Below are 25,592 nucleotides of genomic sequence, written 5' to 3'. Positions count from 1 at the left end.
CTTGATATTTTTTTGCTACCGAAGTAGCTGGATATCGTCTTGTGAGTGCCCACACAGATTGTCTGATAAATTGTTAAAGAGCAGTGAGTTAGGCGCTTTCGCTTGCTAACTCGAGGAGGCGTATACTACGCTTTCCTCTTTCAGAGTCAACCTTAATTTCAGGTTTTTTTCTCTGCGACCCCGGAGACTCTGTGAAGTTGTTCACATGTTCCGTGTCGATGGAGGCGCATTATAGGGATCCCAATTTTTTCCACAACCCCTTTTTGGATCTTTTATTACTGACTGCGCACTTTTCCGCCCTTTCGCACGGATCTTGCCCGATCGAGGCCATTTTACCTACAATCCCCCCTGCTGACTGGTTGTAATTCCACCGTCAAAGTCTAGTATTGCCGGAAACAAGATCCTTATATGAGGCAATCCATGTCCAATTCAGTGCGTCCTTATCTGCATTACTCCCCTCAAATTGGCCTACGCGTCATGATCGATCCTTCTAGCGTGGTGATCGGCAACGTTGATCTGGCCGATGATGTCAGTATCTGGCCGCTGGTTTCCATTCGTGGCGATGTCAACGCGGTGAAGATCGGTGCACGCAGCAATATCCAGGACGGTAGCGTTCTGCATGTGACCCATAAATCCGATTACAACCCGGCGGGCTATCCTTTACTGATCGGCGAAGACGTTACCGTTGGACATAAAGCCATGCTGCATGGTTGTGCCATTGGCAACCGCGTTCTGGTCGGGATGGGATCGATTCTGTTGGACGGTGCGGTAATAGAAGATGATGTGATGATTGGCGCCGGTAGCCTGGTCGCACCCGGCAAGCGTCTGGAGAGTGGCTACTTATATGTAGGCAGCCCTGCACGCCAGGTTCGAGCCTTGACCCCGGCGGAGCTGGAAGGTTTACGCTATTCGGCCAACAACTACGTGCGCTGGAAAGACGAATACCTGGGTGAAGATATCTGACGATCCCGCCCTGCTTGCCAGAGCGGGGCTACCCTCACGCCACCGCCATTTCCTGACGTAATTGCTGCAATACCGGTTCGATCTCCGGCATCACGCCATGCCATAGGAAGAAAGCGTGTGCCGCCTGGCCCACCAGCATACCCAGTCCGTCTGCATAATGCTGCGCCCCCAACTGCTGCGCCCAGGCCAGGAATGGGGTGCCACCTTGTTGATAGAACATGTCATAGCACCGGGTGGTGGTACATATGATGTTATCCGGCAAAGCCGGGATCTCACCGTTGAACCCGGAGGCGGTCGCGTTGATCACTAAATCAAAATGTTGTCGATCCAACCGATCCAGCGGCAGGGCGACGATCTCCCCCAGATGCCGGAATGCCGCAGCCAACTCCTCGGCGCGGCTGAAGGTGCGGTTGGTCAACACCACTTCGCAGCCAAAAGAAAGCAGCGGCAGGATCACACCCCGCGCAGCGCCACCCGCTCCCACCAGCAACACTCGGTCACTTGGCCGGATCAAATCCTGGCGTTCAAGATCCGACAGCAAACCGATACCGTCGGTGTTATCCCCCAGCAGTTTGCCATCGGGTAATACCTTCAGCGTATTCACCGCTCCAGCCATTGCTGCCCGTTCGCTAAGTTCGCTCGCGGCCTCATAGGCACACTCTTTAAAGGGCACGGTGACGTTGGCCCCTTGGCCACCAGCGGCAATAAACTGCTGCAAAGTAGGTTCAAACCCGTCCAATGGAGCCAGCACGGTGCCATACGGGTGCTCGATCCCGGTTTGCTGCGCGAACAGCGCGTGGATGCGAGGGGATTTACTGTGAGCAATCGGGTTACCGAATACCGCGAACTTCTCCATAGATAGTGCCTCTAGCCCTGACGGATCTGCTCACCGGTCAAAGCATCTCTGATTTCAGAAGGGTTTAACCGGCCACCTACGTTACCTGCCAGCACCGGGAAAGCGTCACCAAACTGCTGCACCACTTCGGCTACGGTGCGGCATGGCTCCTCACCGCTCAAGTTGGCACTGGTCGATACCAACGGCTTGCCAAACTGGCGGCAAAGCTGCTGCACCAAAGGATGATCGCTAACGCGCACGGCCAATGAGCTAAAGCGGCCGGTCAGCAAGGCTGGCGTTTGCGGTTTTGCCGGGATCACCCAGGTTACCGGGCCAGGCCAACTGGCAAATATCGCGGCACGCTGTTGCTCGTTCAATACGCTGTCATCTATATAAGGTGCCAGCTGGGCATAATCGGCCGCGATCAGGATCAGTCCTTTTTCCCAAGGGCGCTGTTTCAAGGCCAGCAGCTGTTTGACGGCCTGTTCGCTATCTGGGTCACACCCCAGACCGAATACCGCTTCTGTTGGATAGGCAATCACCTGCTGGTTTTCCAGCGCGGCAATAATAGGCGCGAATGCGCAACTGTGTTCTGGGTTCATGGCTTGATTATTCTGAGATAGCGACGGGTTTTCCGCACAGTTTACTGGCGCAGCACAGCGTTGGACCTTTTGCCGTGCGCTTTTCCATCAGTAAAGGGTAGTGGCAATAGGCACACTCACCGGCGACGGGTTTGAAATTGAGGACAAACTGACATTCCGGATAGCGATCGCAGGAATGGAACACCTTGCCATAGCGGGATTTACGCTGCAGCAATTGGCCCTGACCACACTGAGGGCAAGCGATGCTGGTTTCATCCGGTTTGTCGATCACTTCGGTGTGATCGCATTCGGGATAGTGGCTGCAACCGATAAACATCCCATAACGCCCCTGGCGCAACACCAGCGTTGCCTGGCATTTCGGGCATTGCTGGCCCTCCAGCACTTTGACAACATGGCCGTCCGCCTGCGCTTTTAAAGGCCGGATATACTCGCATTGCGGATATTGGGAACAGCCGAGGAAGGGGCCGTGGCGACCACTGCGGATCACCAACTCGGCCCCGCATTCCGGACAGGGTTCATTTTGCCTCGCGGCAAAAATCGCTGGTTTTGTCATAACGTCTTCTATGCCTGTTACCTACTCAGTGCAGGTAACCTTCGTTTACTTCAAATAACAGTTCTTCCATCTGCTGATACGCGCTCTCATACCCGGGGATATTGAACAGCACCATCAACACTACCCATTTCAGATCTTCGAGATCAAATTCCGTATTATCCAAAGCCATAACACGATCGATAACCATTTCACGGGTTTCGAGGTTCAATACCTGGATCTGTTCTAGGAACAGGAGAAAACCACGGCAACCGGCATCTAAACGCACGCTCTCTTCTTCGGTGTAGATCCGCATAGCCAGCGGATCGGCAGCCATGAAATAAGGGGCATTCTCGCCTTCCTGGAGGTCTGCAAGCTTTTCGAGCCAATTCAATGCGTTGAAGATATCATCACGATCGAACCCTGCTTCGGTAAGATCGTGGGTCAAGGTATCCTGATCAACGTGCATCTCTGGTTCATTGTGGATATAGGTCTCAAACAAATACATGAGTACGTCGAACATGGCATGCCCTCCTTATTCGGACATAGCCGCCGGGTACAGCTGCGATCCAACCTGCTAACTCCAGATCGAGTAGTTTGATTACCACCTCTGGCACAGATTGGCCGGCACGTTCGGCGACGACGTCAACAGGTGTCACCTCATCTCCTACGTTAGCCAACACATCGGCAAATGGCAATTCAACTTCGGCCTCTGATGAAGAAATAGTTGTATTTTCGCTCACGGGCAACCATTGCAGGCCACTTCCCAGCTGTTCTGCAATATCTTTTGGGCCGGTAACCAGGTTGGCCCCTTGCTGGATCAGCCAATGAGATCCCTCGCTCATCGGGTTGCCCAGCGCCCCTGGCAGGGCAAAAACTTCACGCCCCTGGTCCAGCGCATAACGAGCAGTGATCAGCGACCCGCTACGCAGCGAGGCCTCGATGACCACCACGCCAACGCTTAACCCACTGATAATACGGTTGCGGCGCGGGAAGTGCGCCGCCAGTGGCAAATCGGTAACCAGATGTTCGGAAACCACCGCTCCGCCCTGCTCAATAATTTGCTCAGCCAAGCGGCGATGGCGGCGTGGGTAGATATTTGCCAGTCCGCTGCCTAACACCGCAATCGTGACCCCTTCGGCCTCCAAGGCTGCACGGTGGCAGATCCCGTCAATACCAATCGCCAGGCCGCTGGTGACGGCAAAGCCGCAATGCACCAACCCGCTGGCAAAGTAACTGCCCCAACGCTCGCCATAGTGGCTAAACTGACGGCTACCGACCATGGCGATTTGTGGCCGTTGCAGCACAGCTATATCACCCTGCACCATCAGTAATAGCGGCGCATCATCGATATGCGCCAACAGTTCGGGAAATCCGGGTTCCCCGTATCGCACCAGTTGATTGCCCGACTGTTCCAGCCACTTGAGCGTTGCCTTGAGATACTTTCCATGCCCCCGCTGGAACTGTTTGCGCTGCTGGCTATTCAACCCCAATGATTCGAGCAGTGGGTAAGGGTTGCCACCTTCGACAATCAGACGGTGGACAATACGGCTGGCCTGTAGTGCATCAATCCGGGTCACAGCATGCATGCGTAAAGCAATTTCTTCCGGCTGCATCAATCATTCCCTCGCGGTAAATGGGGTATTACCAATTCGTGCAATTGGTCTGGGATGCTGTCAATCAGGCCGAAAAATGTCTAGAATAGAAGCTAATCACTGTTCATCACTCGGATACAGATCTTAAGATATATGTCAGTCTTGCAGGTATTACATTTCCCAGACGAGCGGCTACGCAAAATTGCGGCCCCGGTAAAAGAAGTCAATGCAGATGTCCAGCGCATCGTGGATGATATGTTTGAAACCATGTACGCAGAGGAAGGCATTGGCCTGGCTGCAACACAGGTCGATATTCATCAGCGCATTATCGTCATCGACGTTTCTGAAAACCGCGATCAACGCCTGGTGTTGATCAACCCGGAACTGCTGGAAAAAAGCGGTGAAACCGGTATCGAAGAAGGCTGCCTTTCCATTCCTGAGCAACGCGCCCTGGTGCCACGCGCAGAGAAAGTGAAGATCCGCGCCCTCGATCGTGAAGGGAAACCTTTTGAACTTGAGGCTGATGATCTGCTGGCTATCTGTATTCAGCATGAAATGGATCATCTGGTTGGCAAACTGTTTGTCGATTACCTGTCGCCGCTGAAACGCCAACGTATCCGTCAGAAACTGGAAAAAATGGCCAAGCTTGAAGCTCGCGCCTAACCGATCAGGAAATCAACGTGTCTGACTCTTTACGGATTATTTTTGCCGGAACCCCAGACTTCGCAGCGCGTCATTTAGACGCGCTGTTGTCTTCTGGGCATCAGGTGGTCGGCGTCTTCACCCAGCCCGATCGCCCCGCAGGCCGCGGTAACAAGCTGACGCCAAGCCCGGTCAAGGTGCTGGCTGAACAGCATCAGATCCCCGTATTTCAGCCCAAGTCACTACGCCCGCAAGAGAATCAGCATCTGGTTGACGATCTGAAGGCAGACGTGATGGTGGTGGTGGCCTATGGCCTGATCCTACCTAAAGCGGTCCTGGATATGCCGCGCCTGGGTTGTATCAACGTTCATGGATCTCTGCTGCCACGCTGGCGTGGTGCAGCACCGATCCAGCGCGCGCTGTGGGCTGGCGATAGCGAAACCGGCGTAACGATCATGCATATGGACGTAGGTCTCGATACCGGTGACATGATGCACAAGATCGCTTGCCCAATCTCAGCCACAGATACCAGCGCCAGTCTGTACGACAAGCTGGCAGAACTGGGGCCTCAGGGGCTGCTGGCCACCTTGCAACAATTGGCGGCAGGTACGGCGCAGCGCGAAGTTCAAGATGAAGCGCTGGTCACCTACGCAGAAAAACTGAGCAAGGAAGAAGCCCGCCTGGACTGGAGCCTTGCTGCAAAACAGTTGGAGCGCTGTATTCGCGCCTTCAATCCGTGGCCAGTCAGCTATTTCACCATCGAAGATCAACCGGTGAAAGTCTGGCAGGCCAGCGTTATAGCGGAAAGCGCCAACGCAGAACCCGGTACCATCGTGCATGCCGACAAGCACGGCATCCAGATTGCCACCGCAGACGGTATTCTGAACCTGACGCAGCTACAGCCTGCCGGTAAAAAACCGATGTCGGCACAAGATTTACTGAATTCTCGCCGCGAATGGTTCTCACCGGGCAACCGGTTATAAGCCACTCCCATTGCCCGGCCATTGCTGCCGGGCTGTTTGTTTCTTAATGCCGATCGTTATCCGCCTTAGCCTATGAAAAACAATTACAATCTCCGAAGCATTGCCGCCAAGGCCATCGGCCAGGTACTGGATCAGGGGCAGTCGCTCAGCACCATTTTGCCCGCATTACAAAAGAACATTTCTGACAAGGACCGTGGGCTATTGCAAGAACTCTGTTTCGGGTCGCTACGCGTGCTGCCTCAGCTCGAATGGTGCATTCAGCAGTTGATGGCGAAGCCTATGACCGGCAAACAACGCCCATTGCACTATTTGCTGATGGTGGGTCTGTATCAGTTGCTGTATACCCGCATTCCACCCCACGCGGTATTGGCCGAAACGGTTGAAGGTGCGGTTGCCTTGAAGCGCCCACAGCTGAAAGGGTTGATTAACGGGGTACTACGCCAGTTCCAGCGCCAGCAAGAAGAGCTGCTGGCACGCGCCGCTAATAACGACAGCCGCTATCTGCATCCAAGCTGGTTGCTTAAACGCATCAAACTGGCTTACCCAACCCAGTGGGAGCAGGTCGTTGACGCTAATAATCAGAAGCCACCCATGTGGCTGCGCGTTAACCGTCTGCACCATACGCGTGAAGATTACTTGCAGCTGATGCAGCAGGCAGGCATTGCCGCCGAGTCCCATAAAGACTATCGCGACGCGATCCGTTTGCTGGCCCCGTGCCCAGTAACGGATTTACCCGGCTTCGCAGACGGCTGGGTGACGGTACAAGATGCTTCCGCACAGGGCTGCGTTGATCTGCTGGATCCGCAAGACGGTGAACAGATCCTCGATCTTTGTGCCGCCCCCGGCGGCAAGACGACCCATATTCTGGAAGCCGCCCCTAAAGCGCATGTGTTAGCCGTAGATATCGACGAACAACGCTTAAGCCGGGTGAAAGAGAACCTCCAGCGCCTGCGCCAGCATGCGGAAGTTCGCCAAGGTGATGGCCGTACCCCGCAACAGTGGTGCGGCGACAAGCAGTTCGATCGTATCCTGTTGGATGCCCCTTGCTCCGCCACCGGTGTTATTCGCCGCCACCCGGATATTAAGTGGTTGCGTCGTGACAGCGATATCGCCGAACTGGCCGCTTTACAGGGCGAAATTCTGGAGGCTATCTGGCCGCGGCTGAAATCTGGTGGTGTGATGGTCTATGCAACCTGCTCTATTCTGCCGCAGGAAAATAGCGAGCAGATCGCCGCATTCCTGCAACGTCACGCCGATGCCAAGTTGGTTGAAACCGGCGATCTCCAATCACCAGGCAAACAGAATCTTCCTCATCCTGAGGATGGCGATGGTTTCTTTTACGCTAAGCTGATTAAAATATAACTGTTCAGAGAACGCCTGCGGGCGTTCTCAACCATCGGCTACGGCCGTCGCAGATCGAGCAGAGAAATCGATGAAAATTATTATTCTTGGCGCAGGGCAAGTTGGCGGGACACTGGCTGAAAACCTGGTGGGTGAAAATAACGATATCACCGTGGTCGATACCGATACCGGACGGCTGCGCCAGTTGCAGGACAAGTTTGACCTGCGCGTCGTTCAGGGGCACGGCTCTCATCCGCGCGTGTTACGTGAAGCCGGTGCCGAAGATGCCGATATGCTGGTTGCCGTCACCAACTCTGACGAAACCAATATGATCGCCTGTCAGATCGCTTATACGCTATTTAACACCCCGAATCGTATTGCACGTATCCGTGCACCAGATTATATCCGTGAGTCCGAGAAGCTATTCCATCCGGATGCGGTGCCCATCGACCACCTGATCTCGCCGGAGCAGTTGGTTATCGATTACATCTATAAGCTGATCGAATACCCAGGTGCCTTGCAGGTAGTGAACTTTGCCGATGGCAAAGTCAGCATCGCCGCGGTGAAAGCCTATTATGGCGGCCCACTGGTCGGGAACGCCCTGTCTGCCATGCGCGAGCATATGCCACATATCGATACCCGCGTGGCCGCAATTTTCCGTCACGATCGTCCGATCCGCCCACAGGGCTCCACCATTATCGAAGCGGGCGATGAAGTGTTCTTCGTTGCCGCCTCACAGCATATCCGCGCAGTAATGAGTGAACTGCAACGTTTGGAGAAACCCTATAAGCGCATCATGATCGTCGGTGGCGGCAACGTAGGTGCGGGGCTGGCACATCGATTAGAAAAGTCGTACAACGTGAAGCTGATTGAGAAAAACCAGCAACGTGCCGCCGAATTGGCAGAGCAACTGCACGACACCATCGTGTTTTACGGCGATGCTTCCGATCAGGAGCTGTTGGCCGAAGAGCATGTCGAGCAGGTCGATGTGTTTATTGCCATCACCAACGACGACGAAGCCAACATCATGTCTGCCATGCTGGCCAAGCGAATGGGGGCCAAGAAGGTGATGGTACTGATCCAGCGCCGCGCCTATGTCGATCTGGTCCAGGGCAGCGTCATTGATATCGCCATTTCACCGCAGCAGGCCACCATTTCAGCACTGCTGGGCCACGTGCGCAAAGCCGACATCGTCAGCGTCTCCTCACTACGCCGCGGCGTTGCCGAAGCCATCGAAGCCATTGCGCACGGTGATGAAAGCACCTCCAAGGTCGTTGGCCGCATGGTGGAAGAAATTAAGCTGCCGCCAGGCACCACCATCGGTGCGATTGTGCGCGGTGATGATGTGATCATTGCCAACGGCAACAGCCGGATCCAGCAGGGTGACCATGTGATTATGTTTATTACCGATAAAAAATTTGTACCGGATGTCGAGCGCCTGTTCCAGCCTAGTCCGTTCTTCTTATAAACACATAAACCATGCGAATGAATTTTTGACACATCAGGCGCCGAGAATTAGGAAAAACCAAAAATTTTCCTATACTGACTGTGTCAAAAGCGCGTTGATTTGTTAAAGTTGCGTTACTAATTTTTGAGGGGGTGTTCTGATGGGTATGTTAAAAGAGTTCCGCGAATTTGCCATGCGTGGCAACGTGGTCGATCTGGCAGTCGGTGTGATCATTGGTGCGGCATTCGGTAAAATCGTTTCTTCCTTGGTTGCCGATATCATCATGCCACCTTTGGGCCTGCTCATAGGCGGAGTCGACTTCAAACAGTTCCACCTGGTACTACGTGAAGCCAAGGATAATGTCCCAGCGGTAGTGATGAACTACGGCTCGTTCCTACAGAATATCTTTGATTTCGTGATCGTCGCCTTTGCGATCTTTATGGCTATCAAGTTAATGAACAAAATGCGCCGTAAAGAAGTTGAAGAGCCAGCCGCACCGCCAGCGCCAACCGCCGAAGAGAAGCTGCTGACAGAAATCCGCGATCTGCTGAGCCATCAACAGCAGCCGAAGCTGTAATTCTCCAGCCATAACGCGAAAAGCCATCCTGCGAGATGGCTTTTTTTTGGCTTAAAACCAGAAGGCCAGTGGTAAATTGTCGTTGGGCAATTTACCACTGGCCTCCCAGTTACCGCCTTTTGCATGTTTGTCTTTACGCCGGTAGCTGCCTTTCCCTTTAGTGTTCTTCTCTACCCGTTGGCGGAAAAGCGGATCGTGCAGCAACGCCTCAATGGCATTATCCTGGATCTTACCTTTGGTATGACGATATTGGGTCATCATGGTCTTCCTGTTAATTGATAGTAATAAACGCGCCGATGATACTGCTGGCCAGATAAAAATTAAAGGCCCATGCACAGTTAAACCACATTTTTCGCTTTATCTTCGCTGGCCCCCTGTTCCAGAGCCTCCAGAATCGAACAGAAGTTACTGGTGTGGGCGCTACCGCAGCAGGCATCACTGAGCCTTTTCAGCGATTCACGCATTCTGGCCAACTCCGCCATTTTGCCTTCAACCTCATGCAGACGCGCATCAACGATAGACTTCGACTCTTCGCAGGTGTGATGCTCTGGATCGACACGGATCGACAGCAATTCGGCGATAGTGTCCAGCGTGAAGCCAAGCTGTTTGGCGTAGCGGATAAACCGCAGGCGCTGTAAATCCTGATCGCTATACAGCCGATAGCCGCCCTCGGTACGGACATGGTGATCCATCATGCCCTGCTTCTCGTAATAACGTACCGTATCTGGCGTTACGTCAGCCAGCTTGGCTAATTGCCCAATCTTGAACATCATAACTTCCCCGTGCTGAATGTCTCACTGATAGCCTGAGCATAGCGGATATAAGGCGGGATCTTAAGCGTTGCTGGGAGGGGAGAGCACGTTTGGCAAGCGACAGACGTAAAAAAACCGGGCAAGCCCGGTTTTCTTACGCTTCCACAGATTACTCTGCAGTTGCTACTTCTGCTTGAGACTCAGCACGATCAACCAGCTCGATGTATGCCATCGGCGCGTTGTCGCCTGCGCGGAAGCCACACTTCAGAATGCGAGTGTAACCACCGGCACGGCTCGCAAAACGCGGGCCTAGCTCGTTAAACAGTTTTGCCACGATCTCGTTATCACGAGTACGGGCGAATGCCAGACGACGATTAGCTACGCTGTCGGTCTTGGCAAGAGTAATCAGCGGCTCAACAACGCGACGCAGCTCTTTCGCTTTTGGCAAGGTCGTCTTGATGATCTCATGACGAACCAAAGAGCCGGCCATGTTACGGAACATAGCCTGGCGATGGCTGCTGTTACGGTTCAGTTGACGACCACTCTTACGATGGCGCATGACCTTATCCTTCTCAGTAAAACCTTAACCTGTGATCCGGTTACTCGTCAGCAATGCTTGCCGGTGGCCAATTTTCCAGGCGCATGCCCAGAGAAAGTCCACGGGAGGCCAGCACGTCTTTAATCTCAGTAAGAGATTTTTTACCCAGGTTAGGCGTTTTCAACAGCTCAACCTCGGTACGCTGTACCAGATCACCGATGTAGTGGATAGCTTCTGCCTTGAGGCAGTTAGCAGAGCGGACAGTCAATTCCAGATCGTCAACAGGGCGCAGCAGGATCGGATCGAACTCTGGTTTCTCTTCTTTCACTTCCGGCTGACGTACATCACGTAGGTCAACGAAAGCTTCCAGTTGTTCAGCCAGAATGGTTGCCGCACGGCGGATCGCCTCTTCAGGATCGATCGTGCCATTGGTTTCCATCTCGATGACCAGCTTGTCCAGGTCGGTACGCTGTTCTACACGCGCTGCTTCAACATTGTAGGCAATACGCTCTACAGGGCTATAGCAGGCGTCAACCAACAGACGACCAATCGGGCGCTCATCTTCTTCCGAATGAATTCGGGCAGAAGCCGGCACATAACCACGACCGCGCTGAACTTTGATACGCATGCTGATAGCAGCGTTCTCATCGGTCAGGTGGCAGATAACGTGCTGCGGCTTGACGATTTCGACATCACCATCATGGGTAATGTCGGCAGCGGTCACAGGGCCAATGCCAGATTTATTCAGGGTAAGAATAACTTCATCTTTGCCTTGAACTCTCACCGCCAGCCCTTTCAGGTTGAGCAGGATCTCCAGGATATCTTCCTGTACGCCTTCTTTGGTGCTGTACTCATGTAGTACACCATCAATCTCAACCTCGGTCACCGCGCAACCCGGCATAGACGAAAGCAGAATACGGCGCAGTGCGTTGCCAAGAGTATGGCCAAAGCCACGCTCTAACGGCTCAAGGGTCACCTTGGCGTGCGTCGAACTGACTTGCTCGATATCTACCAGGCGCGGTTTTAGAAACTCTGTCACAGAACCCTGCATTGTGTCCTCTCTTTGAAACTCAAGCCTTACTTGGAGTAAAGCTCGACGATCAGGTGTTCGTTAATGTCGGCGGACAGATCGGTACGTTCAGGAATACGTTTGAACACACCTTCCATCTTCGCAGCATCAACTTCCAGCCAAGTCGGCTTTTCACGCTGCTCAGCCAGCTCCAGAGAAGCCTTAACACGAGACTGCTTTTTAGCTTTCTCGCGGATGCTGACTACGTCATTCGGAGATACCTGATAAGAAGCGATGTTAACAACGCGACCATTTACCATAACGGCTTTATGGCTAACCAGCTGACGTGATTCTGCACGAGTGGCGCCGAAGCCCATACGGTAAACTACGTTGTCCAGACGACCTTCCAGAAGGGTCAACAGGTTTTCACCGGTGTTGCCTTTCAGGCGGGTTGCTGCTTTGTAATAGTTACGGAACTGACGCTCCAGAACACCGTACATACGGCGAACTTTTTGCTTTTCACGCAACTGTACACCATAGTCAGACAGACGCGGTTTACGCGCACCGTGTTGACCTGGTGGTTGTTCAATTTTGCACTTTGAATCTATCGCGCGAACGCCAGACTTCAGGAACAGGTCTGTGCCCTCGCGGCGGCTAAGCTTGAGCTTAGGACCCAAATATCTTGCCATTTTCTTTCTCCAACAATCCGAAAAGCAGGGGCGTTACACGCGACGCTTTTTCGGTGGACGACAACCGTTATGAGGAATCGGAGTCACATCGGTAATATTAGTGATGCGGAAACCAGCCGCGTTCAGAGCGCGGATAGTAGACTCACGACCAGGACCAGGTCCTTTAACCATAACTTCCAGGTTCTTGATACCGTATTCTTTAACTGCGTCAGCACAACGTTCGGCTGCAACCTGAGCTGCAAACGGAGTTGACTTACGAGAACCACGGAAACCGGAACCACCGGCTGTTGCCCAACCCAAAGCATTACCCTGACGATCGGTAATAGTCACAATGGTGTTGTTGAAAGAAGCATGGATATGAGCCACGCCGTCAGAGACTTGTTTTCTTACACGCTTGCGTGTACGAACAGGTGCCTTTGCCATTATTCAATCACCCCGATTATTTCTTGATCGGTTTACGCGGACCCTTACGGGTACGTGCGTTGGTCTTAGTACGCTGACCGCGAACTGGCAGACCACGACGATGGCGTAAACCACGGTATGTACCAAGATCCATCAGACGCTTGATGCTCAGGGTAACTTCACGACGCAAATCACCTTCAACAGTGAATTTGGCAACTGCTTCACGCAGTTGTTCAATTTGCTCTTCAGACAGCTCACTGATCTTAACATTTTCAGCAATACCCGTCGCAGCACAGATGGACTGTGAACGAGTTTTGCCGATTCCGAAGATCGACGTTAACGCGATAACGGTATGTTTATGATCAGGAATGTTAATGCCTGCTATACGGGCCACTATGCACTCCTACTAATTTTTACGGCAACACCATTCTGAAAAGCCCGTTTTCAGGATACTCAAATAATGTTGCAGCTACATACAAAAGATTGGCTGGCTAATCTAGCCAGCTCAACCCAACTTTGCAAGAAAAATATGCGAGATAATCAGCCTTGACGCTGTTTATGCTTCGGCTCGGCGCTGCAAATCACACGAACGACACCGTTACGCTTAACGATTTTGCAGTTACGACATAATTTCTTGACGGAAGCACGAACTTTCATTTTTACTCTCCGTAACTTCTCAAACACGCCTGATTAGCGGTTATAGCCTTTCAGGTTTGCTTTCTTCAATGCAGACTCGTACTGACTTGACATCATCAGAGTTTGCACTTGAGCCATAAAGTCCATGATGACGACAACCACGATCAGTAGCGAGGTACCACCAAAGTAGAATGGTACTTTCATTGCATCACGCATGAACTCCGGGATCAGGCAGATGAAAGTAATGTACATCGCGCCCACCAGGGTTAAACGCGTCATCACTTTATCGATATACTTCGCCGTTTGCTCTCCCGGACGAATTCCTGGTACGAAGGCACCGGACTTCTTCAGGTTATCTGCTGTTTCACGCGGGTTAAACACCAACGCCGTGTAGAAGAAACAGAAGAAGATGATTGCAGACGCATAGAGTAACACATAAAGCGGTTGTCCAGGCTGCAAATACAGCGAAATCGTTGTCAGCCAGTTCCAACCGGTACCGCCCCCAAACCATGATGCAATCGTGGCAGGGAACAGAATAATGCTGGAAGCGAAGATTGCCGGGATTACCCCTGCCATGTTCACTTTCAACGGTAAGTGTGTGCTCTGTGCTGCGTAAACACGACGTCCTTGTTGACGTTTCGCATAGTTAACGACGATACGACGTTGACCACGTTCAATGAAAACAACGAAGAAGGTTACTGCAAACACCAATACTGCAACCAACAGCAACAAGAGGAAGTGCAGGTCGCCTTGCCGAGCTTGCTCAATAGTATGGCCAACTGCCGGCGGAAGACCCGCCACAATACCCGCGAAGATAATGATTGAGATACCGTTACCGATACCACGCTCAGTAATCTGCTCACCCAGCCACATCAGGAACATTGTCCCGGTCACCAAGCTCACAACCGCAGTAAAGTAGAAGGCAAAGCCTGGGTTTAACACCAGGCCCTGCATACCAGGCATATTCGGCAGACCGGTAGCAATACCGATCGACTGGAATATGGCCAACACCAGCGTACCGTAACGGGTGTACTGACTAATCTTGCGACGGCCAGCCTCCCCTTCTTTCTTGATTTCCGCCAACGCTGGGTGAACCACCGTCAGTAACTGGATAATGATCGACGCCGAAATGTACGGCATGATCCCCAGAGCAAAAATAGAAGCACGGCTGAGAGCACCACCAGAGAACATGTTAAACATTTCAATGATAGTGCCTCTCTGCTGTTCGAGCAGTTTGGCAAGCACAGTGGCATCGATACCAGGAATCGGAATGAAAGAGCCAATACGGAAAACAATCAGCGCGCCGATTACAAACAAAAGTCTGCGCTTCAGCTCGCCGAGTCCGCCTTTAGCACTTTGAAAATCTAATCCTGGTTGCTTAGCCATCAGCTTACTTATTCCTCAATTTTACCGCCAGCCGCCTCGATAGCAACACGAGCGCCTTTGGTGACACGCAGACCACGCAGGGTAACCGGACGAGTGATTTCGCCAGAAAGCATAACTTTCGCGAACTCGATCTGGGTACCAACAACGTTAGCGGCTTTCAGCGTGTTCAGGTCGATTACGTCGCCTTCAACAAGAGCCAGTTCAGACAGACGAACTTCTGCCGTGATCATAGCTTTGCGAGAGGTGAAGCCGAATTTCGGCAAACGACGATATAAAGGCATCTGACCACCTTCAAAACCACGACGTACGCCACCGCCAGAACGTGAGTTCTGACCTTTGTGACCACGACCGGCGGTTTTACCCAGGCCAGAACCAATACCACGACCTACACGCTTCGGCGCATGCTTGGCACCTTCAGCCGGAGACAGAGTATTTAAACGCATCTGTTACTCCTCAACCTTAACCATGTAGGAAACCAGGTTGATCATACCGCGTACAGCAGGAGTATCCTCGCGCTCTACGGTGTGACCAATACGACGCAGACCCAGACCGAGCAGTGTAGCTTTATGCTTCGGCAGACGGCCAATGGAGCTGCGAACTTGTGTTACTTTGATAGTCTTAGCCATGGTCAATTACCCCAGAATGTCTGCAACGGATTTACCACGCTTGGCAGCGACCATTTCAGGAGACTTCATATTAGCCAAAGCGTCGATAGTTGCACGAACCACGTTGATCGGGTTAGTGGAACCATAAGCTTTAGCCAGTACGTTGTGCACCCCAGCAACTTCGAGAACGGCGCGCATTGCACCACCCGCGATGATACCGGTACCTTCATGAGCTGGCTGCATGAACACACGGGAACCCGTATGAGCACCTTTAACAGGATGCTGCAGGGTGCCGCTGTTCAGCGCGACATTCATCATGTTGCGACGGGCTTTTTCCATCGCTTTCTGGATCGCTGCTGGAACTTCGCGTGCTTTGCCGTAGCCAAAACCAACGCGACCGTTACCATCACCAACTACTGTCAGTGCGGTAAAGCTGAAAATACGGCCACCTTTTACGGTTTTAGATACGCGGTTTACCGCGATCAGCTTTTCCTGCAGTTCGCCAGCTTGTTTTTCGATGTGAGCCATCTTAAACCTCTTCCTTAGAACTGAAGGCCAGCTTCACGGGCAGCATCTGCCAGTGCCTGGACTCGACCATGATATTGGAAACCGGAACGGTCAAAGGATACTTTCGCAATCCCTTTTTCCAACGCGCGCTCAGCCAGTGCTTTACCAACGGCTGCTGCTGCGTCTTTGTTACCGGAGTACTTCAATTGCTCAGTGATAGCTTTTTCTAAAGTAGAAGCGGCTACCAGTACTTCAGAACCATTTGGAGCAATGACCTGTGCGTAAATGTGACGCGGGGTACGATGTACCACCAGGCGGGTTGCACCCAGTTCTTTGAGCTTACGGCGTGCGCGGGTCGCACGACGGATACGAGCAGATTTCTTATCCATAGTGTTACCTTACTTCTTCTTAGCCTCTTTGGTACGCACGACTTCGTCGGCGTAACGGACACCCTTGCCTTTGTAAGGCTCAGGACGGCGGTAGGCACGCAGATCTGCAGCAACCTGGCCAATAACCTGCTTATCAGCGCCTTTCAGCACGATTTCAGTTTGGCTAGGGCATTCAGCAGTAATACCTGCTGGCAGCTGGTGATCGATTGGGTGAGAGAAGCCCAGGGCTAAATTCACCACGTTGCCTTTAACAGCAGCACGATAACCAACACCTACCAGTTGAAGCTTCTTGGTGAAACCTTCGGTAACACCGACGACCATTGCGTTCAGCAGAGCGCGCGTGGTACCCGCGAGGGCCCATGCATTGGCAAAACCTTCGCGCGGAGCGAAAGTCAGTGCGTTAGCTTCTTGCTTAACGATAACGGCGTCATGGACTGTACGAGTCAGCTCGCCGTTCTTACCCTTAATCGAAATAACCTGACCGTTGAGTTTTACCTCTACGCCGGCAGGAATGACGACGGGTGCTTTTGCAACACGAGACATTCTTTCCTCCCGAATTAAGCTACGTAGCAGATAATCTCGCCACCAAGACCAGCTTGGCGAGCTGCACGATCGGTCATAACACCTTTAGAGGTAGAAATAACAGCGATACCCAGACCGGCCATAACTTTTGGCAATGCATCTTTTTTCTTATAGATGCGCAGACCTGGACGACTGATACGCTGAATGCTTTCTACCACTGCCTTGCCCTGGAAGTACTTCAGTACCAGTTCCAGTACAGGCTTGGTGTCGCCTTCAATTTTGAAATCTTCAATAAAACCTTCTTCCTTCAGCACGTTGGCAATTGCCACTTTCAGCTTGGAGGAAGGCATGGTGACCGCAACTTTGTTCGCGGCTTGACCGTTACGGATACGGGTCAGCATATCCGCGATCGGATCTTGCATGCTCATCTGTCTTTACTCCCGTGATTCAATTGGTAATTACCAGCTAGCCTTTTTCAAGCCTGGTACTTCACCGCGCATAGCGGCTTCACGTAGCTTGATACGGCTCAACCCGAACTTGCCCACATAACCATGTGGACGGCCAGTTTGACGGCAGCGTTTACGCTGACGAGACGGGCTGGAATCACGCGGCAGAGACTGGAGCTTGAGAACCGCATCCCAACGATCTTCGTCGGAAGAGTTCACACCAGAAATGATAGCTTTCAATTCCTCGCGTTTAGCGCGGTACTTGTCAGCCAGTTTCACGCGAACGACTTCGCGTGCTTTCATTGATTGCTTAGCCATCAGTAACCCTGCCTTACTTGCGGAACGGGAAGTTAAAAGCAGCCAACAGCGCGCGGCCTTCATCATCAGATTTCGCAGAAGTGGTAATGGTAATATCCAAACCACGTACGCGATCGACTTTGTCGTAGTCGATTTCTGGGAAGATGATTTGCTCACGCACACCCATGCTGTAGTTACCACGGCCATCGAATGACTTGGCGGACAAGCCACGGAAGTCACGGATACGTGGTACAGCAATGGAAATCAGACGCTCAAAGAACTCCCACATGCGTTCGCCACGCAGAGTTACTTTACAGCCGATCGGATAGCCCTGGCGGATTTTGAAGCCTGCAACAGATTTGCGTGCTTTGGTGATGAACGGCTTTTGACCGGAGATTGCTGCCAAGTCAGCTGCTGCATTGTCCAGCAGTTTCTTGTCAGCGATCGCTTCACCAACACCCATATTCAGGGTGATCTTCTCGACCCGAGGGACTTGCATGACAGAGTTGTAATCAAACTGAGACATCAGTTGTTTGACTACCTCGTCTTTGTAGTAATCATGCAGTTTCGCCATCGTCATACTCCAAATTACTTGATAGTTTCGCTATTTGATTTGAAGAAACGGACTTTTTTGCCGTCTTCGAATCTAAAGCCTACACGGTCAGCCTTACCGGTAGCCGAGTTGAACAGCGCAATGTTGGAAACCTGAATAGCAGCTTCTTTTTCAACAATGCCACCTGGTTGGTTCAGGGCCGGGACCGGCTTCTGATGTTTCTTAACCAGGTTGATACCTTCAACAATGACCTTACCAGCAGACAGGACATTTTTTACTTTACCGCGTTTACCTTTGTCTTTCCCGGTAAGCACGATAACTTCGTCATCACGACGGATTTTCGCTGCCATGGTTCGCTCCTTAGAGTACTTCTGGTGCCAGAGAGATAATTTTCATGAACTTCTCATTACGCAGTTCACGAGTTACCGGCCCAAAAATACGCGTACCGATAGGTTGCTCGCTGTTATTGTTTAAAATAACGCATGCATTACCATCGAAGCGAATGACAGAACCGTCCGGGCGACGTACACCCTTCTTGGTGCGCACCACTACCGCCTTCAGCACATCGCCTTTCTTCACCTTACCGCGAGGAATTGCTTCCTTGATGGTAATTTTGATGACGTCGCCGATGCCTGCGTAGCGACGGTGCGAGCCACCTAGAACCTTGATACACATTACGCGACGTGCACCGGAGTTGTCGGCCACGTTCAGCATAGTCTGTTCTTGGATCATGTTAGTGCTCCGCTAATGTCAACTACAACTTTAGGATCTATTACTAGATCGTTGAAAAGCCCCATAACCGAGGGCGCAGCATTATAACACCGCTTCCAGAGTATGGGTAGAAAAAATAAACGGCTCATTTTCTGAGCCGTTTATTAAGTTAGAGTCAGCTACTCTATTACAGAATCGCTTTATCTACAATGCGAACCAACGTCCATGACTTAGTCTTGGACAGTGGACGGCATTCGCGGATTTCTACCACGTCGCCGATACCACATTCGTTGTTCTCATCATGTACATGCAGCTTAGTCGTACGCTTGATGAATTTCCCGTAGATCGGGTGCTTCACCGTGCGCTCGATAGCAACAACCATGGATTTCTCCATTTTGTCACTAACAACACGACCTTGCAGAGTACGGATAATATCAGTCATTTTACGCACCCGCCTTTTCAGTCAGTAAAGTCTTAACGCGTGCGACATTACGACGCACTTGTTTCAACAGGTGAGTTTGTTGCAGTTGGCCACTCGCCGCCTGCATGCGCAAGTTAAATTGCTCACGCAGCAGGTTGAGCAGCTCAGTGTTCAGCTCTTCAACACTTTTTTCACGCAGCTCTTGTGCTTTCATTACATCACCGTCTTAGTTACAAAGGTGGTTTTGATCGGCAGTTTAGCTGCTGCCAGCTTGAATGCTTCACGGGCGACTTCTTCTGGAACGCCGTCCATTTCGTACAGGACTTTGCCAGGTTGGATCAGGGCAACCCAATATTCCACGTTACCCTTACCTTTACCCATACGCACTTCAAGAGGCTTCTCGGTGATTGGTTTGTCCGGGAATACACGGATCCAGATCTTACCTTGACGCTTCACTGCACGAGTCATTGCACGACGAGCTGCTTCGATTTGACGAGCAGTCAGACGGCCACGGCCAACAGCTTTCAGACCGAAAGTGCCGAAGCTAACATCCGTACCTTGCGCCAGACCACGGTTGCGGCCCTTGTGCACCTTACGGAATTTTGTACGCTTTGGTTGTAACATCAGCGACTCTCCTTACTTGCGGCCTTTACGCTGCTGCTTTTTAGGTTGAGCAGCCGGTTCCGGTTGTTCAACTGCAGCCATACCACCCAGGATCTCACCTTTGAAGATCCATACCTTAACGCCGATTACACCATAAGTGGTGTGCGCTTCAGATGTGTTGTAATCGATATCCGCACGCAGTGTATGCAACGGAACACGACCTTCACGGTACCATTCGGTACGCGCGATTTCAGCACCGCCAAGACGGCCGCTTACTTCAACTTTGATACCTTTAGCGCCAAGACGCATTGCGTTCTGTACAGCACGCTTCATAGCACGACGGAACATAACGCGACGTTCCAGCTGTGAAGTGATGCTGTCAGCAACCAATTTTGCGTCCAGTTCCGGTTTACGGACTTCGGCGATGTTAATTTGCGCAGGAACGCCAGCGATATCCGCTACGACCTTACGCAGTTTTTCGACATCTTCACCTTTCTTGCCGATAACGATGCCAGGACGAGCGGTGTGAATAGTCACACGGATGCTCTTCGCTGGACGCTCGATAACGATGCGAGAAACGGAAGCTTTCGCCAGTTCTTTAGTCAAGAATTGGCGAACTTTAAAGTCGCTGTCCAGGTTGTCAGCGAATTCTTTGGTATTCGCATACCAAGTAGAGTTCCAAGGTTTGACAATACCCAGGCGAATACCATTAGGATGTACTTTCTGACCCATTGCTAGTCTCCAGAGTCTCAGCGATCGGACACAACCACAGTAATGTGGCTGGTGCGCTTCAGGATGCGATCTGCACGACCTTTTGCACGAGGCATAATGCGCTTCATGCTTGGGCCTTCGTCTACGAAGATTTTCGTGACTTTCAGATCATCGATGTCAGCGCCATCGTTGTGTTCTGCGTTAGCAATGGCAGACTCCAGCACTTTCTTGACCAGACCAGCAGCTTTCTTGTTGGTGTAGGCCAGAGTTTCCAGAGCTTGCGACACTTTCTTACCGCGGATCAGGTCTGCAACAAGGCGAACCTTCTGAGCAGAAGAACGAGCGTGGCGATGTTTAGCGATAGTTTCCATCTCTTCCTCCTACCTTAGCGCTTTTTAGCTTTTTTATCAGCCGCATGGCCGCGATAAGTACGAGTCGGCGCGAATTCACCCAGTTTGTGACCGACCATTTCATCGGAAACAAATACTGGTACGTGCTGACGACCATTATGGACAGCGATGGTCAAACCGATCATGTTAGGAAAGATCGTTGAACGACGGGACCAAGTGCGCAAAGGCTTCTTGTCACCGCTTTCCACCGCTTTCTCTACCTTCTTCAGCAAGTGCAGGTCAATAAAAGGACCTTTCTTGAGAGAACGTGGCATGGCTTATCCTCTAATTATTTTTTACTACGGCGACGTACGATGAACTTGTCAGTACGCTTGTTGCTACGGGTCTTCTTACCTTTGGTCTGAACGCCCCACGGGGTTACCGGGTGCTTACCAAAGTTACGACCTTCACCACCACCGTGCGGGTGATCGACTGGGTTCATCGCCGTACCGCGAACGGTAGGACGAACACCACGCCAACGTGCAGCACCTGCTTTACCCAGGACGCGAAGCATATGTTCAGCGTTACCGACTTCACCCAGGGTGGCGCGGCAATCAACTGGAACTTTACGCATTTCGCCTGAACGCAGACGCAGAGTTACGTAGGAACCATCACGAGCGACGATCTGAACGTAGGCACCAGCAGAACGAGCCAGCTGGCCGCCTTTACCTGGTTTCATTTCTACGTTATGAACCGTTGAACCTACTGGGATGTTGCGCATAGGCAGGGTGTTACCCGCTTTGATTGCAGCATCAACACCAGATTGGATCTGGTCACCAGCTTTCAGGCCTTTCGGCGCCAGGATGTAACGGCGTTCGCCGTCTTTGTACAGAACCAGCGCGATGTTCGCGGAACGGTTCGGATCGTACTCCAGACGCTCAACCACAGCAGGGATACCATCTTTGTTGCGTTTGAAGTCAACCAGACGATAATGTTGCTTGTGGCCACCACCGATATGACGGGTGGTGATACGGCCATTGTTGTTACGACCACCGCTTTTGCTCAATTTCTCAAGCAGCGGGGCATAAGGTTTACCCTTGTGCAGCTCAGGGTTAACCACTTTAACAACGTGGCGACGACCCGGAGATGTAGGTTTACATTTAACAATTGCCATTGTTCTTACTCCTCCGACTTACTCTGCGCCGCTGATGAAGTCCAGGTTCTGGCCTTCTTTCAGGGTGACGTAAGCTTTTTTCCAGTCGCTACGACGACCAACACGCTGACCTTGACGCTTCACTTTCCCTTTTACTACCAGGGTGTTAACGTCTTCGACTTCGACTTCAAACAGTTTCTGCACTGCAGCTTTAATTTCTGCTTTGGTCGCGTCTTTGGCAACTTTGAGTACGATGGTGTTGCTTTTTTCCATCGCAGCGGATGCTTTTTCAGATACGTGCGGTGCACGCAGCACTTTCAGCAAACGTTCTTCACGGATCATGCCAGCATCTCCTCAACTTGCTTCACAGCATCAGCAGTCATAACCACTTTGTCGAAGGCGATCAGGCTAACTGGGTCGATACCTGCTACATCGCGCACGTCAACCTTGTACAGGTTGCGAGCGGCCAGGAACAGATTCTCATCCAGTTCACCGGTTACGATCAGCACATCTTCCAGGGCCATATCTTTCAGTTTCTGTGCCAGCAGCTTAGTTTTAGGCGCTTCTACAGAGAACTTCTCGACAACGATCAGACGATCTTGACGTACCAGTTCGGACAGAATGCTTTTCAGCGCGCCGCGGTACATCTTTTTGTTTACTTTCTGACTGTGGTCTTGTGGCTTCGCAGCGAAGGTTACACCACCAGAACGCCAGATCGGGCTCTTTACAGTGCCTGAACGCGCACGGCCTGTACCTTTCTGGCGCCACGGTTTTTTACCGGAACCAGTTACTTCAGCACGGGTCTTCTGAGCACGGGTACCTTGACGGGCACCTGCTGCATAAGCAACAACAACCTGGTGTACCAGCGCTTCGTTGAAATCACGACCGAAGGTAGTTTCGGAAACAGTCAGCGCGCTTTGCGCGTCTTTCAATACTAATTCCATTGCTATCCCCTTACGCCTTCACAGCTGGTTTAACGATCAGGTTGCCACCGGTTGCGCCCGGTACAGCACCCTTAACCAGCAGCAGGTTGCGCTCAGCGTCAACACGTACTACGTCCAGGCTTTGAACGGTTACACGCTCGTCACCCAGGTGGCCAGCCATTTTCTTGCCTTTGAACACTTTGCCCGGAGTCTGGTTCTGACCGATAGAACCCGGAACGCGGTGAGACAAGGAGTTACCGTGGGTCGCATCCTGAGTACGGAAGTTCCAGCGCTTTACAGTGCCAGCAAAACCTTTACCTTTGGAAGTACCGGTAACATCGACTTTTTTAACGTCAGCGAAGATTTCTACGCTGATTTCTTGACCTGCAGCGAACTCTTGACCTTCTTCAAGGCGGAATTCCCACAGACCACGGCCAGCTTCGACGCCAGCTTTAGCGAAATGACCCGCTTCCGGTTTGGTCACACGGTTAGCTTTTTTGCTACCGGTAGTGACCTGAATGGCACGGTATCCGTCGTTGTCCAGGTCTTTAACCTGAGTCACGCGGTTCGCTTCAATTTCAATCACGGTTACTGGGATAGAAACGCCATCTTCAGTGAAGATACGAGTCATGCCCACTTTTTTACCGACTAAACCAATCATTGTTTCAACCTCTCAATCGTCAATGACCTGATTAACCCAGGCTGATCTGCACGTCTACACCGGCAGCCAGATCCAGACGCATCAGAGCATCAACGGTTTTCTCAGTTGGCTCAACGATGTCAACCAGACGCTTGTGAGTGCGGATCTCGTACTGATCACGCGCGTCTTTGTTGACGTGCGGGGAGATCAGAACGGTAAAGCGCTCTTTGCGAGTTGGCAGCGGGATCGGACCACGGACTTGCGCACCAGTGCGCTTGGCAGTCTCGACGATTTCCGCAGTTGATTGATCGATCAGACGATGATCAAACGCTTTCAGGCGGATACGGATTCTTTGGTTCTGCATGAGACCAGAGCTCCAATTATTTATAAACGTAAATAATTACTCCTCACACCCATTTCGATTGATGGGGGAGTGTAATCGTCAACATATAACCCCCATATCGGGAGTATTGTTCGAAGGGCAAAACCAACTTGCCAATCGACTGATTCGCTAAAATCAGGCCTATCAAGATTAGGTAGGCCCGCGCATTATACGCAAAACAGGCTCGTTTGCAAGCCGCAGACGGAAATATGCTCAGCATGGAGCAAATTTATGGATTTGACGGTTTTTGTCCCCCTCACCCTAACCCTCCCAAAGGGCGAGGGAGCCGATCGGCGCTGTTGTCAGGTCGAGGTATTAGTCTGTAACGGGGGGATATCGAAGGCGTACACCGTAATTAATTTGTAGCACGTACAGTCCCCCCTCCCTGTGGGAGAGGGTTAGGGTGAGGGTGAGGGGGCAATTTGGAAGTGGCAGGATCAGTCTTTGCGTTCCAGCACCTGCGCCTGGGAATAGTTTTGGATGCCCAAGCGTTCGATCAGGCTCAGTTCGGTTTCCAGCCAGTCGATATGCCCTTCCTCATCGGCCAAAATCTCTTTCATCAGATCGCGGCTGACATAATCGTGGATAGAGTCGGCATAGGCGATGCCTTCCCGCAGGTTCTTGGCTCCATCCAACTCCAGGGCCAAATCGGACCTCAGCATCTCTTCGACATCTTCGCCGATATTCAGCTTGCCGAGATCTTGCAGGTTCGGTAATCCTTCGAGGAACAGGATACGCTCGATATAACGATCGGCGTGTTTCATCTCATCGATCGACTCGTGATATTCCTTTTCATTGAGACGCATCAGTCCCCAATTTTTGAACATACGCGCGTGCAGGAAGTATTGATTGATGGCAACCAGCTCGTTACCGAGCAGTTTGTTAAGGTGAGCAATGATCTTTTTATCGCCTTTCATAGGTAAATCCTCCTGGGCAGTTCTAAAAGTGTAGAAGCTGCGGGCCAAGAGTCAAAAAATAACCCTACTATTTATTAGGCGACTTGGTGCATAGGGATCAGGGTTGCGCGTTCCTCCACCATAATTTGCCTTGCCTGCCGAATGCATTTACCACAGTCGGTGCCAATCGGCACCAGCTCACGCAGTTGCTTCATGGTATGGGGATTGTGCTGACGAACCGCCTTACGGATCGCTTTGTCAGACACGGCATTACACAGACATACGTACATAGAGTGACTCACTTCTTAACCAATGCAGTAAGTCTAAATAAGAATCGTTTTTATTTCAATTAACATTAGTAAAAAAATGTATAAAAAAAGGGCACCGAAGTGCCCTCTTTTAACGTTGAAAAATTATTCGCGATTAAGCGATAACTTTAGCAACAACGCCCGCACCTACAGTACGGCCGCCTTCACGGATTGCGAAACGCAGACCGTCGTCCATTGCGATTGGGTGAATCAAGGTAACAACCATGTTCACGTTATCGCCTGGCATTACCATCTCTACGCCTTCTGGCA

General features: G+C 51.7%; 43 protein-coding genes and 1 pseudogene. 6 read left to right on the top strand and 38 right to left on the bottom strand.

All coding sequences use genetic code 11. From position 1 onward, the window contains the following. Positions 1 to 420 precede the first annotated feature (420 nt). The gene (locus tag ACRDCA_RS20885; protein ID WP_438691244.1) at positions 421 to 963 is read left to right on the top strand and encodes a gamma carbonic anhydrase family protein; all 543 of its coding nucleotides are present in this window, start codon (positions 421 to 423) and stop codon (positions 961 to 963) included. Positions 964 to 997: 34 nt separating this feature from the next. On the opposite strand, the gene aroE is transcribed toward ACRDCA_RS20885, so the two are convergent. From aroE to dprA, 5 genes are read right to left on the bottom strand one after another with little or no spacing between them, the layout of a single operon-like run. Next, entirely contained in the window at positions 998 to 1,819 is an 822-nt protein-coding gene (aroE, locus tag ACRDCA_RS20880) for a shikimate dehydrogenase (protein WP_438691243.1), read from the bottom strand. A gap of 11 nt (positions 1,820 to 1,830) precedes the next feature. After that, a complete protein-coding gene (tsaC, locus tag ACRDCA_RS20875) occupies positions 1,831 to 2,400 on the bottom strand; it encodes an L-threonylcarbamoyladenylate synthase type 1 TsaC (protein ID WP_438691242.1) in 570 nt (189 codons plus the stop codon). A 7-nt stretch (positions 2,401 to 2,407) separates the two neighbouring features. Continuing rightward, a complete protein-coding gene (locus ACRDCA_RS20870; RefSeq protein WP_438691241.1) occupies positions 2,408 to 2,953 on the bottom strand; it encodes a topoisomerase DNA-binding C4 zinc finger domain-containing protein in 546 nt (181 codons plus the stop codon). Between the two features lie 25 nt (positions 2,954 to 2,978). Continuing rightward, a complete protein-coding gene (smg, locus tag ACRDCA_RS20865; RefSeq protein ID WP_438691240.1) occupies positions 2,979 to 3,452 on the bottom strand; it encodes a DUF494 family protein Smg in 474 nt (157 codons plus the stop codon). Beyond that, a complete protein-coding gene (dprA, locus tag ACRDCA_RS20860; protein ID WP_438691239.1) occupies positions 3,424 to 4,545 on the bottom strand; it encodes a DNA-protecting protein DprA in 1,122 nt (373 codons plus the stop codon). The genes smg and dprA overlap by 29 nt, the downstream gene beginning before the upstream one ends. Before the next feature lie 132 nt (positions 4,546 to 4,677). Here dprA and def point away from each other — a divergent pair, with 132 nt between their 5' ends. The 5 genes from def (at position 4,678) to mscL (ending at position 9,514) form a co-directional block, all read left to right on the top strand. After that, a complete protein-coding gene (def, locus tag ACRDCA_RS20855) occupies positions 4,678 to 5,187 on the top strand; it encodes a peptide deformylase (RefSeq protein WP_025123445.1) in 510 nt (169 codons plus the stop codon). Positions 5,188 to 5,204: 17 nt separating this feature from the next. Continuing rightward, the gene (gene fmt / locus ACRDCA_RS20850; RefSeq protein WP_438691238.1) at positions 5,205 to 6,149 is read left to right on the top strand and encodes a methionyl-tRNA formyltransferase; all 945 of its coding nucleotides are present in this window, start codon (positions 5,205 to 5,207) and stop codon (positions 6,147 to 6,149) included. Positions 6,150 to 6,221: 72 nt separating this feature from the next. Continuing rightward, entirely contained in the window at positions 6,222 to 7,511 is a 1,290-nt protein-coding gene (gene rsmB, locus ACRDCA_RS20845) for a 16S rRNA (cytosine(967)-C(5))-methyltransferase RsmB (RefSeq protein ID WP_438691237.1), read from the top strand. Positions 7,512 to 7,581: 70 nt separating this feature from the next. Further along, a complete protein-coding gene (trkA, locus tag ACRDCA_RS20840) occupies positions 7,582 to 8,958 on the top strand; it encodes a Trk system potassium transporter TrkA (RefSeq protein ID WP_025123448.1) in 1,377 nt (458 codons plus the stop codon). Between the two features lie 139 nt (positions 8,959 to 9,097). Further along, the gene (mscL, locus tag ACRDCA_RS20835; RefSeq protein ID WP_025123449.1) at positions 9,098 to 9,514 is read left to right on the top strand and encodes a large-conductance mechanosensitive channel protein MscL; all 417 of its coding nucleotides are present in this window, start codon (positions 9,098 to 9,100) and stop codon (positions 9,512 to 9,514) included. A 51-nt stretch (positions 9,515 to 9,565) separates the two neighbouring features. Here mscL and ACRDCA_RS20830 read toward each other — a convergent pair whose 3' ends face one another. The 33 genes and pseudogenes from ACRDCA_RS20830 to tuf all read right to left on the bottom strand — a co-directional run. Further along, a complete protein-coding gene (locus tag ACRDCA_RS20830; protein ID WP_025123450.1) occupies positions 9,566 to 9,772 on the bottom strand; it encodes an alternative ribosome-rescue factor A in 207 nt (68 codons plus the stop codon). 80 nt (positions 9,773 to 9,852) lie between these two features. Then, entirely contained in the window at positions 9,853 to 10,284 is a 432-nt protein-coding gene (gene zntR, locus ACRDCA_RS20825) for a Zn(2+)-responsive transcriptional regulator (protein WP_438691245.1), read from the bottom strand. Positions 10,285 to 10,435: 151 nt separating this feature from the next. Continuing rightward, positions 10,436 to 10,825, bottom strand: a complete 390-nt coding sequence (gene rplQ, locus ACRDCA_RS20820) for a 50S ribosomal protein L17 (protein WP_004929726.1) — start codon at positions 10,823 to 10,825, stop codon at positions 10,436 to 10,438. Positions 10,826 to 10,865: 40 nt separating this feature from the next. Continuing rightward, positions 10,866 to 11,855 carry a DNA-directed RNA polymerase subunit alpha gene (locus tag ACRDCA_RS20815; RefSeq protein ID WP_002919219.1) on the bottom strand — a complete coding sequence of 330 codons (990 nt, stop codon included), beginning with the start codon at positions 11,853 to 11,855 and terminating at the stop codon, positions 10,866 to 10,868. A 26-nt stretch (positions 11,856 to 11,881) separates the two neighbouring features. Next, positions 11,882 to 12,502: a 30S ribosomal protein S4 gene (rpsD, locus tag ACRDCA_RS20810; protein WP_021182216.1), complete on the bottom strand. Its 621-nt coding sequence runs from the start codon at positions 12,500 to 12,502 to the stop codon at positions 11,882 to 11,884. Between the two features lie 33 nt (positions 12,503 to 12,535). Next, positions 12,536 to 12,925, bottom strand: a complete 390-nt coding sequence (rpsK, locus tag ACRDCA_RS20805; protein ID WP_004929731.1) for a 30S ribosomal protein S11 — start codon at positions 12,923 to 12,925, stop codon at positions 12,536 to 12,538. A 16-nt stretch (positions 12,926 to 12,941) separates the two neighbouring features. Then, on the bottom strand, positions 12,942 to 13,298 hold the full coding sequence (rpsM, locus tag ACRDCA_RS20800; protein WP_025123454.1) for a 30S ribosomal protein S13: 357 nt from the start codon (positions 13,296 to 13,298) through the stop codon (positions 12,942 to 12,944). Between the two features lie 146 nt (positions 13,299 to 13,444). Next, positions 13,445 to 13,561 (bottom strand): 50S ribosomal protein L36, encoded by a 117-nt coding sequence (gene rpmJ, locus ACRDCA_RS20795; RefSeq protein WP_002227352.1) that lies wholly within the window; start codon positions 13,559 to 13,561, stop codon positions 13,445 to 13,447. Between the two features lie 33 nt (positions 13,562 to 13,594). Further along, positions 13,595 to 14,926 (bottom strand): preprotein translocase subunit SecY, encoded by a 1,332-nt coding sequence (gene secY / locus ACRDCA_RS20790; RefSeq protein ID WP_021182218.1) that lies wholly within the window; start codon positions 14,924 to 14,926, stop codon positions 13,595 to 13,597. Positions 14,927 to 14,934: 8 nt separating this feature from the next. Then, positions 14,935 to 15,369: a 50S ribosomal protein L15 gene (rplO, locus tag ACRDCA_RS20785; protein WP_021182219.1), complete on the bottom strand. Its 435-nt coding sequence runs from the start codon at positions 15,367 to 15,369 to the stop codon at positions 14,935 to 14,937. A 3-nt stretch (positions 15,370 to 15,372) separates the two neighbouring features. Next, positions 15,373 to 15,552, bottom strand: a complete 180-nt coding sequence (rpmD, locus tag ACRDCA_RS20780; RefSeq protein WP_004956161.1) for a 50S ribosomal protein L30 — start codon at positions 15,550 to 15,552, stop codon at positions 15,373 to 15,375. Positions 15,553 to 15,558: 6 nt separating this feature from the next. Beyond that, the gene (gene rpsE, locus ACRDCA_RS20775; protein WP_004929747.1) at positions 15,559 to 16,059 is read right to left on the bottom strand and encodes a 30S ribosomal protein S5; all 501 of its coding nucleotides are present in this window, start codon (positions 16,057 to 16,059) and stop codon (positions 15,559 to 15,561) included. A 14-nt stretch (positions 16,060 to 16,073) separates the two neighbouring features. Beyond that, complete coding sequence (gene rplR / locus ACRDCA_RS20770) at positions 16,074 to 16,427, bottom strand: 50S ribosomal protein L18 (protein ID WP_021182221.1); 354 nt, start codon at positions 16,425 to 16,427, stop codon at positions 16,074 to 16,076. Positions 16,428 to 16,436: 9 nt separating this feature from the next. Continuing rightward, on the bottom strand, positions 16,437 to 16,970 hold the full coding sequence (rplF, locus tag ACRDCA_RS20765; protein WP_438691236.1) for a 50S ribosomal protein L6: 534 nt from the start codon (positions 16,968 to 16,970) through the stop codon (positions 16,437 to 16,439). A 14-nt stretch (positions 16,971 to 16,984) separates the two neighbouring features. Beyond that, positions 16,985 to 17,377, bottom strand: coding sequence for a 30S ribosomal protein S8 (gene rpsH, locus ACRDCA_RS20760; RefSeq protein ID WP_021182223.1), 393 nt, complete (start codon positions 17,375 to 17,377; stop codon positions 16,985 to 16,987). Between the two features lie 30 nt (positions 17,378 to 17,407). Next, positions 17,408 to 17,713, bottom strand: coding sequence for a 30S ribosomal protein S14 (gene rpsN, locus ACRDCA_RS20755; protein WP_021182224.1), 306 nt, complete (start codon positions 17,711 to 17,713; stop codon positions 17,408 to 17,410). 13 nt (positions 17,714 to 17,726) lie between these two features. Continuing rightward, entirely contained in the window at positions 17,727 to 18,266 is a 540-nt protein-coding gene (gene rplE / locus ACRDCA_RS20750) for a 50S ribosomal protein L5 (protein WP_021808125.1), read from the bottom strand. Positions 18,267 to 18,280: 14 nt separating this feature from the next. Beyond that, positions 18,281 to 18,595 (bottom strand): 50S ribosomal protein L24, encoded by a 315-nt coding sequence (gene rplX, locus ACRDCA_RS20745; protein ID WP_021808126.1) that lies wholly within the window; start codon positions 18,593 to 18,595, stop codon positions 18,281 to 18,283. Between the two features lie 10 nt (positions 18,596 to 18,605). Beyond that, entirely contained in the window at positions 18,606 to 18,977 is a 372-nt protein-coding gene (gene rplN / locus ACRDCA_RS20740; protein WP_020837240.1) for a 50S ribosomal protein L14, read from the bottom strand. 166 nt (positions 18,978 to 19,143) lie between these two features. After that, positions 19,144 to 19,398, bottom strand: coding sequence for a 30S ribosomal protein S17 (gene rpsQ / locus ACRDCA_RS20735; protein WP_021182227.1), 255 nt, complete (start codon positions 19,396 to 19,398; stop codon positions 19,144 to 19,146). Position 19,399: 1 nt separating this feature from the next. Beyond that, positions 19,400 to 19,591, bottom strand: a complete 192-nt coding sequence (gene rpmC, locus ACRDCA_RS20730) for a 50S ribosomal protein L29 (RefSeq protein ID WP_002218942.1) — start codon at positions 19,589 to 19,591, stop codon at positions 19,400 to 19,402. Continuing rightward, a complete protein-coding gene (gene rplP / locus ACRDCA_RS20725) occupies positions 19,591 to 20,001 on the bottom strand; it encodes a 50S ribosomal protein L16 (RefSeq protein WP_004929764.1) in 411 nt (136 codons plus the stop codon). Before rplP ends, rpmC begins: the two co-directional genes overlap by 1 nt. A gap of 12 nt (positions 20,002 to 20,013) precedes the next feature. Further along, entirely contained in the window at positions 20,014 to 20,712 is a 699-nt protein-coding gene (gene rpsC, locus ACRDCA_RS20720) for a 30S ribosomal protein S3 (RefSeq protein WP_004956187.1), read from the bottom strand. A gap of 17 nt (positions 20,713 to 20,729) precedes the next feature. Continuing rightward, positions 20,730 to 21,062 carry a 50S ribosomal protein L22 gene (gene rplV, locus ACRDCA_RS20715; protein WP_004391423.1) on the bottom strand — a complete coding sequence of 111 codons (333 nt, stop codon included), beginning with the start codon at positions 21,060 to 21,062 and terminating at the stop codon, positions 20,730 to 20,732. Between the two features lie 14 nt (positions 21,063 to 21,076). Beyond that, positions 21,077 to 21,355: a 30S ribosomal protein S19 gene (gene rpsS, locus ACRDCA_RS20710; protein WP_004929772.1), complete on the bottom strand. Its 279-nt coding sequence runs from the start codon at positions 21,353 to 21,355 to the stop codon at positions 21,077 to 21,079. Between the two features lie 14 nt (positions 21,356 to 21,369). Beyond that, complete coding sequence (rplB, locus tag ACRDCA_RS20705) at positions 21,370 to 22,194, bottom strand: 50S ribosomal protein L2 (RefSeq protein WP_024912205.1); 825 nt, start codon at positions 22,192 to 22,194, stop codon at positions 21,370 to 21,372. A gap of 18 nt (positions 22,195 to 22,212) precedes the next feature. Further along, on the bottom strand, positions 22,213 to 22,515 hold the full coding sequence (gene rplW / locus ACRDCA_RS20700) for a 50S ribosomal protein L23 (RefSeq protein WP_438691235.1): 303 nt from the start codon (positions 22,513 to 22,515) through the stop codon (positions 22,213 to 22,215). Continuing rightward, positions 22,512 to 23,117 (bottom strand): 50S ribosomal protein L4, encoded by a 606-nt coding sequence (rplD, locus tag ACRDCA_RS20695; protein ID WP_021182230.1) that lies wholly within the window; start codon positions 23,115 to 23,117, stop codon positions 22,512 to 22,514. Before rplD ends, rplW begins: the two co-directional genes overlap by 4 nt. A gap of 10 nt (positions 23,118 to 23,127) precedes the next feature. Continuing rightward, positions 23,128 to 23,757, bottom strand: coding sequence for a 50S ribosomal protein L3 (gene rplC, locus ACRDCA_RS20690; RefSeq protein ID WP_004956193.1), 630 nt, complete (start codon positions 23,755 to 23,757; stop codon positions 23,128 to 23,130). 31 nt (positions 23,758 to 23,788) lie between these two features. Further along, on the bottom strand, positions 23,789 to 24,100 hold the full coding sequence (gene rpsJ, locus ACRDCA_RS20685) for a 30S ribosomal protein S10 (protein WP_001181005.1): 312 nt from the start codon (positions 24,098 to 24,100) through the stop codon (positions 23,789 to 23,791). Positions 24,101 to 24,555: 455 nt separating this feature from the next. Then, a complete protein-coding gene (gene bfr / locus ACRDCA_RS20680) occupies positions 24,556 to 25,035 on the bottom strand; it encodes a bacterioferritin (RefSeq protein ID WP_438691234.1) in 480 nt (159 codons plus the stop codon). A 74-nt stretch (positions 25,036 to 25,109) separates the two neighbouring features. Beyond that, a complete protein-coding gene (gene bfd, locus ACRDCA_RS20675; protein ID WP_438691233.1) occupies positions 25,110 to 25,304 on the bottom strand; it encodes a bacterioferritin-associated ferredoxin in 195 nt (64 codons plus the stop codon). Between the two features lie 133 nt (positions 25,305 to 25,437). After that, a pseudogene (tuf, locus tag ACRDCA_RS20670) lies at positions 25,438 to 25,592 on the bottom strand (elongation factor Tu); the annotation flags it as partial.

It is taken from the genome of Serratia sp. (in: enterobacteria), assembly GCF_051654945.1.
Lineage (GTDB): Bacteria > Pseudomonadota > Gammaproteobacteria > Enterobacterales > Enterobacteriaceae > Chania.
Note: the sequence above shows the minus strand (reverse complement) of the source record. Positions and strands in the feature narration are given on the sequence as shown.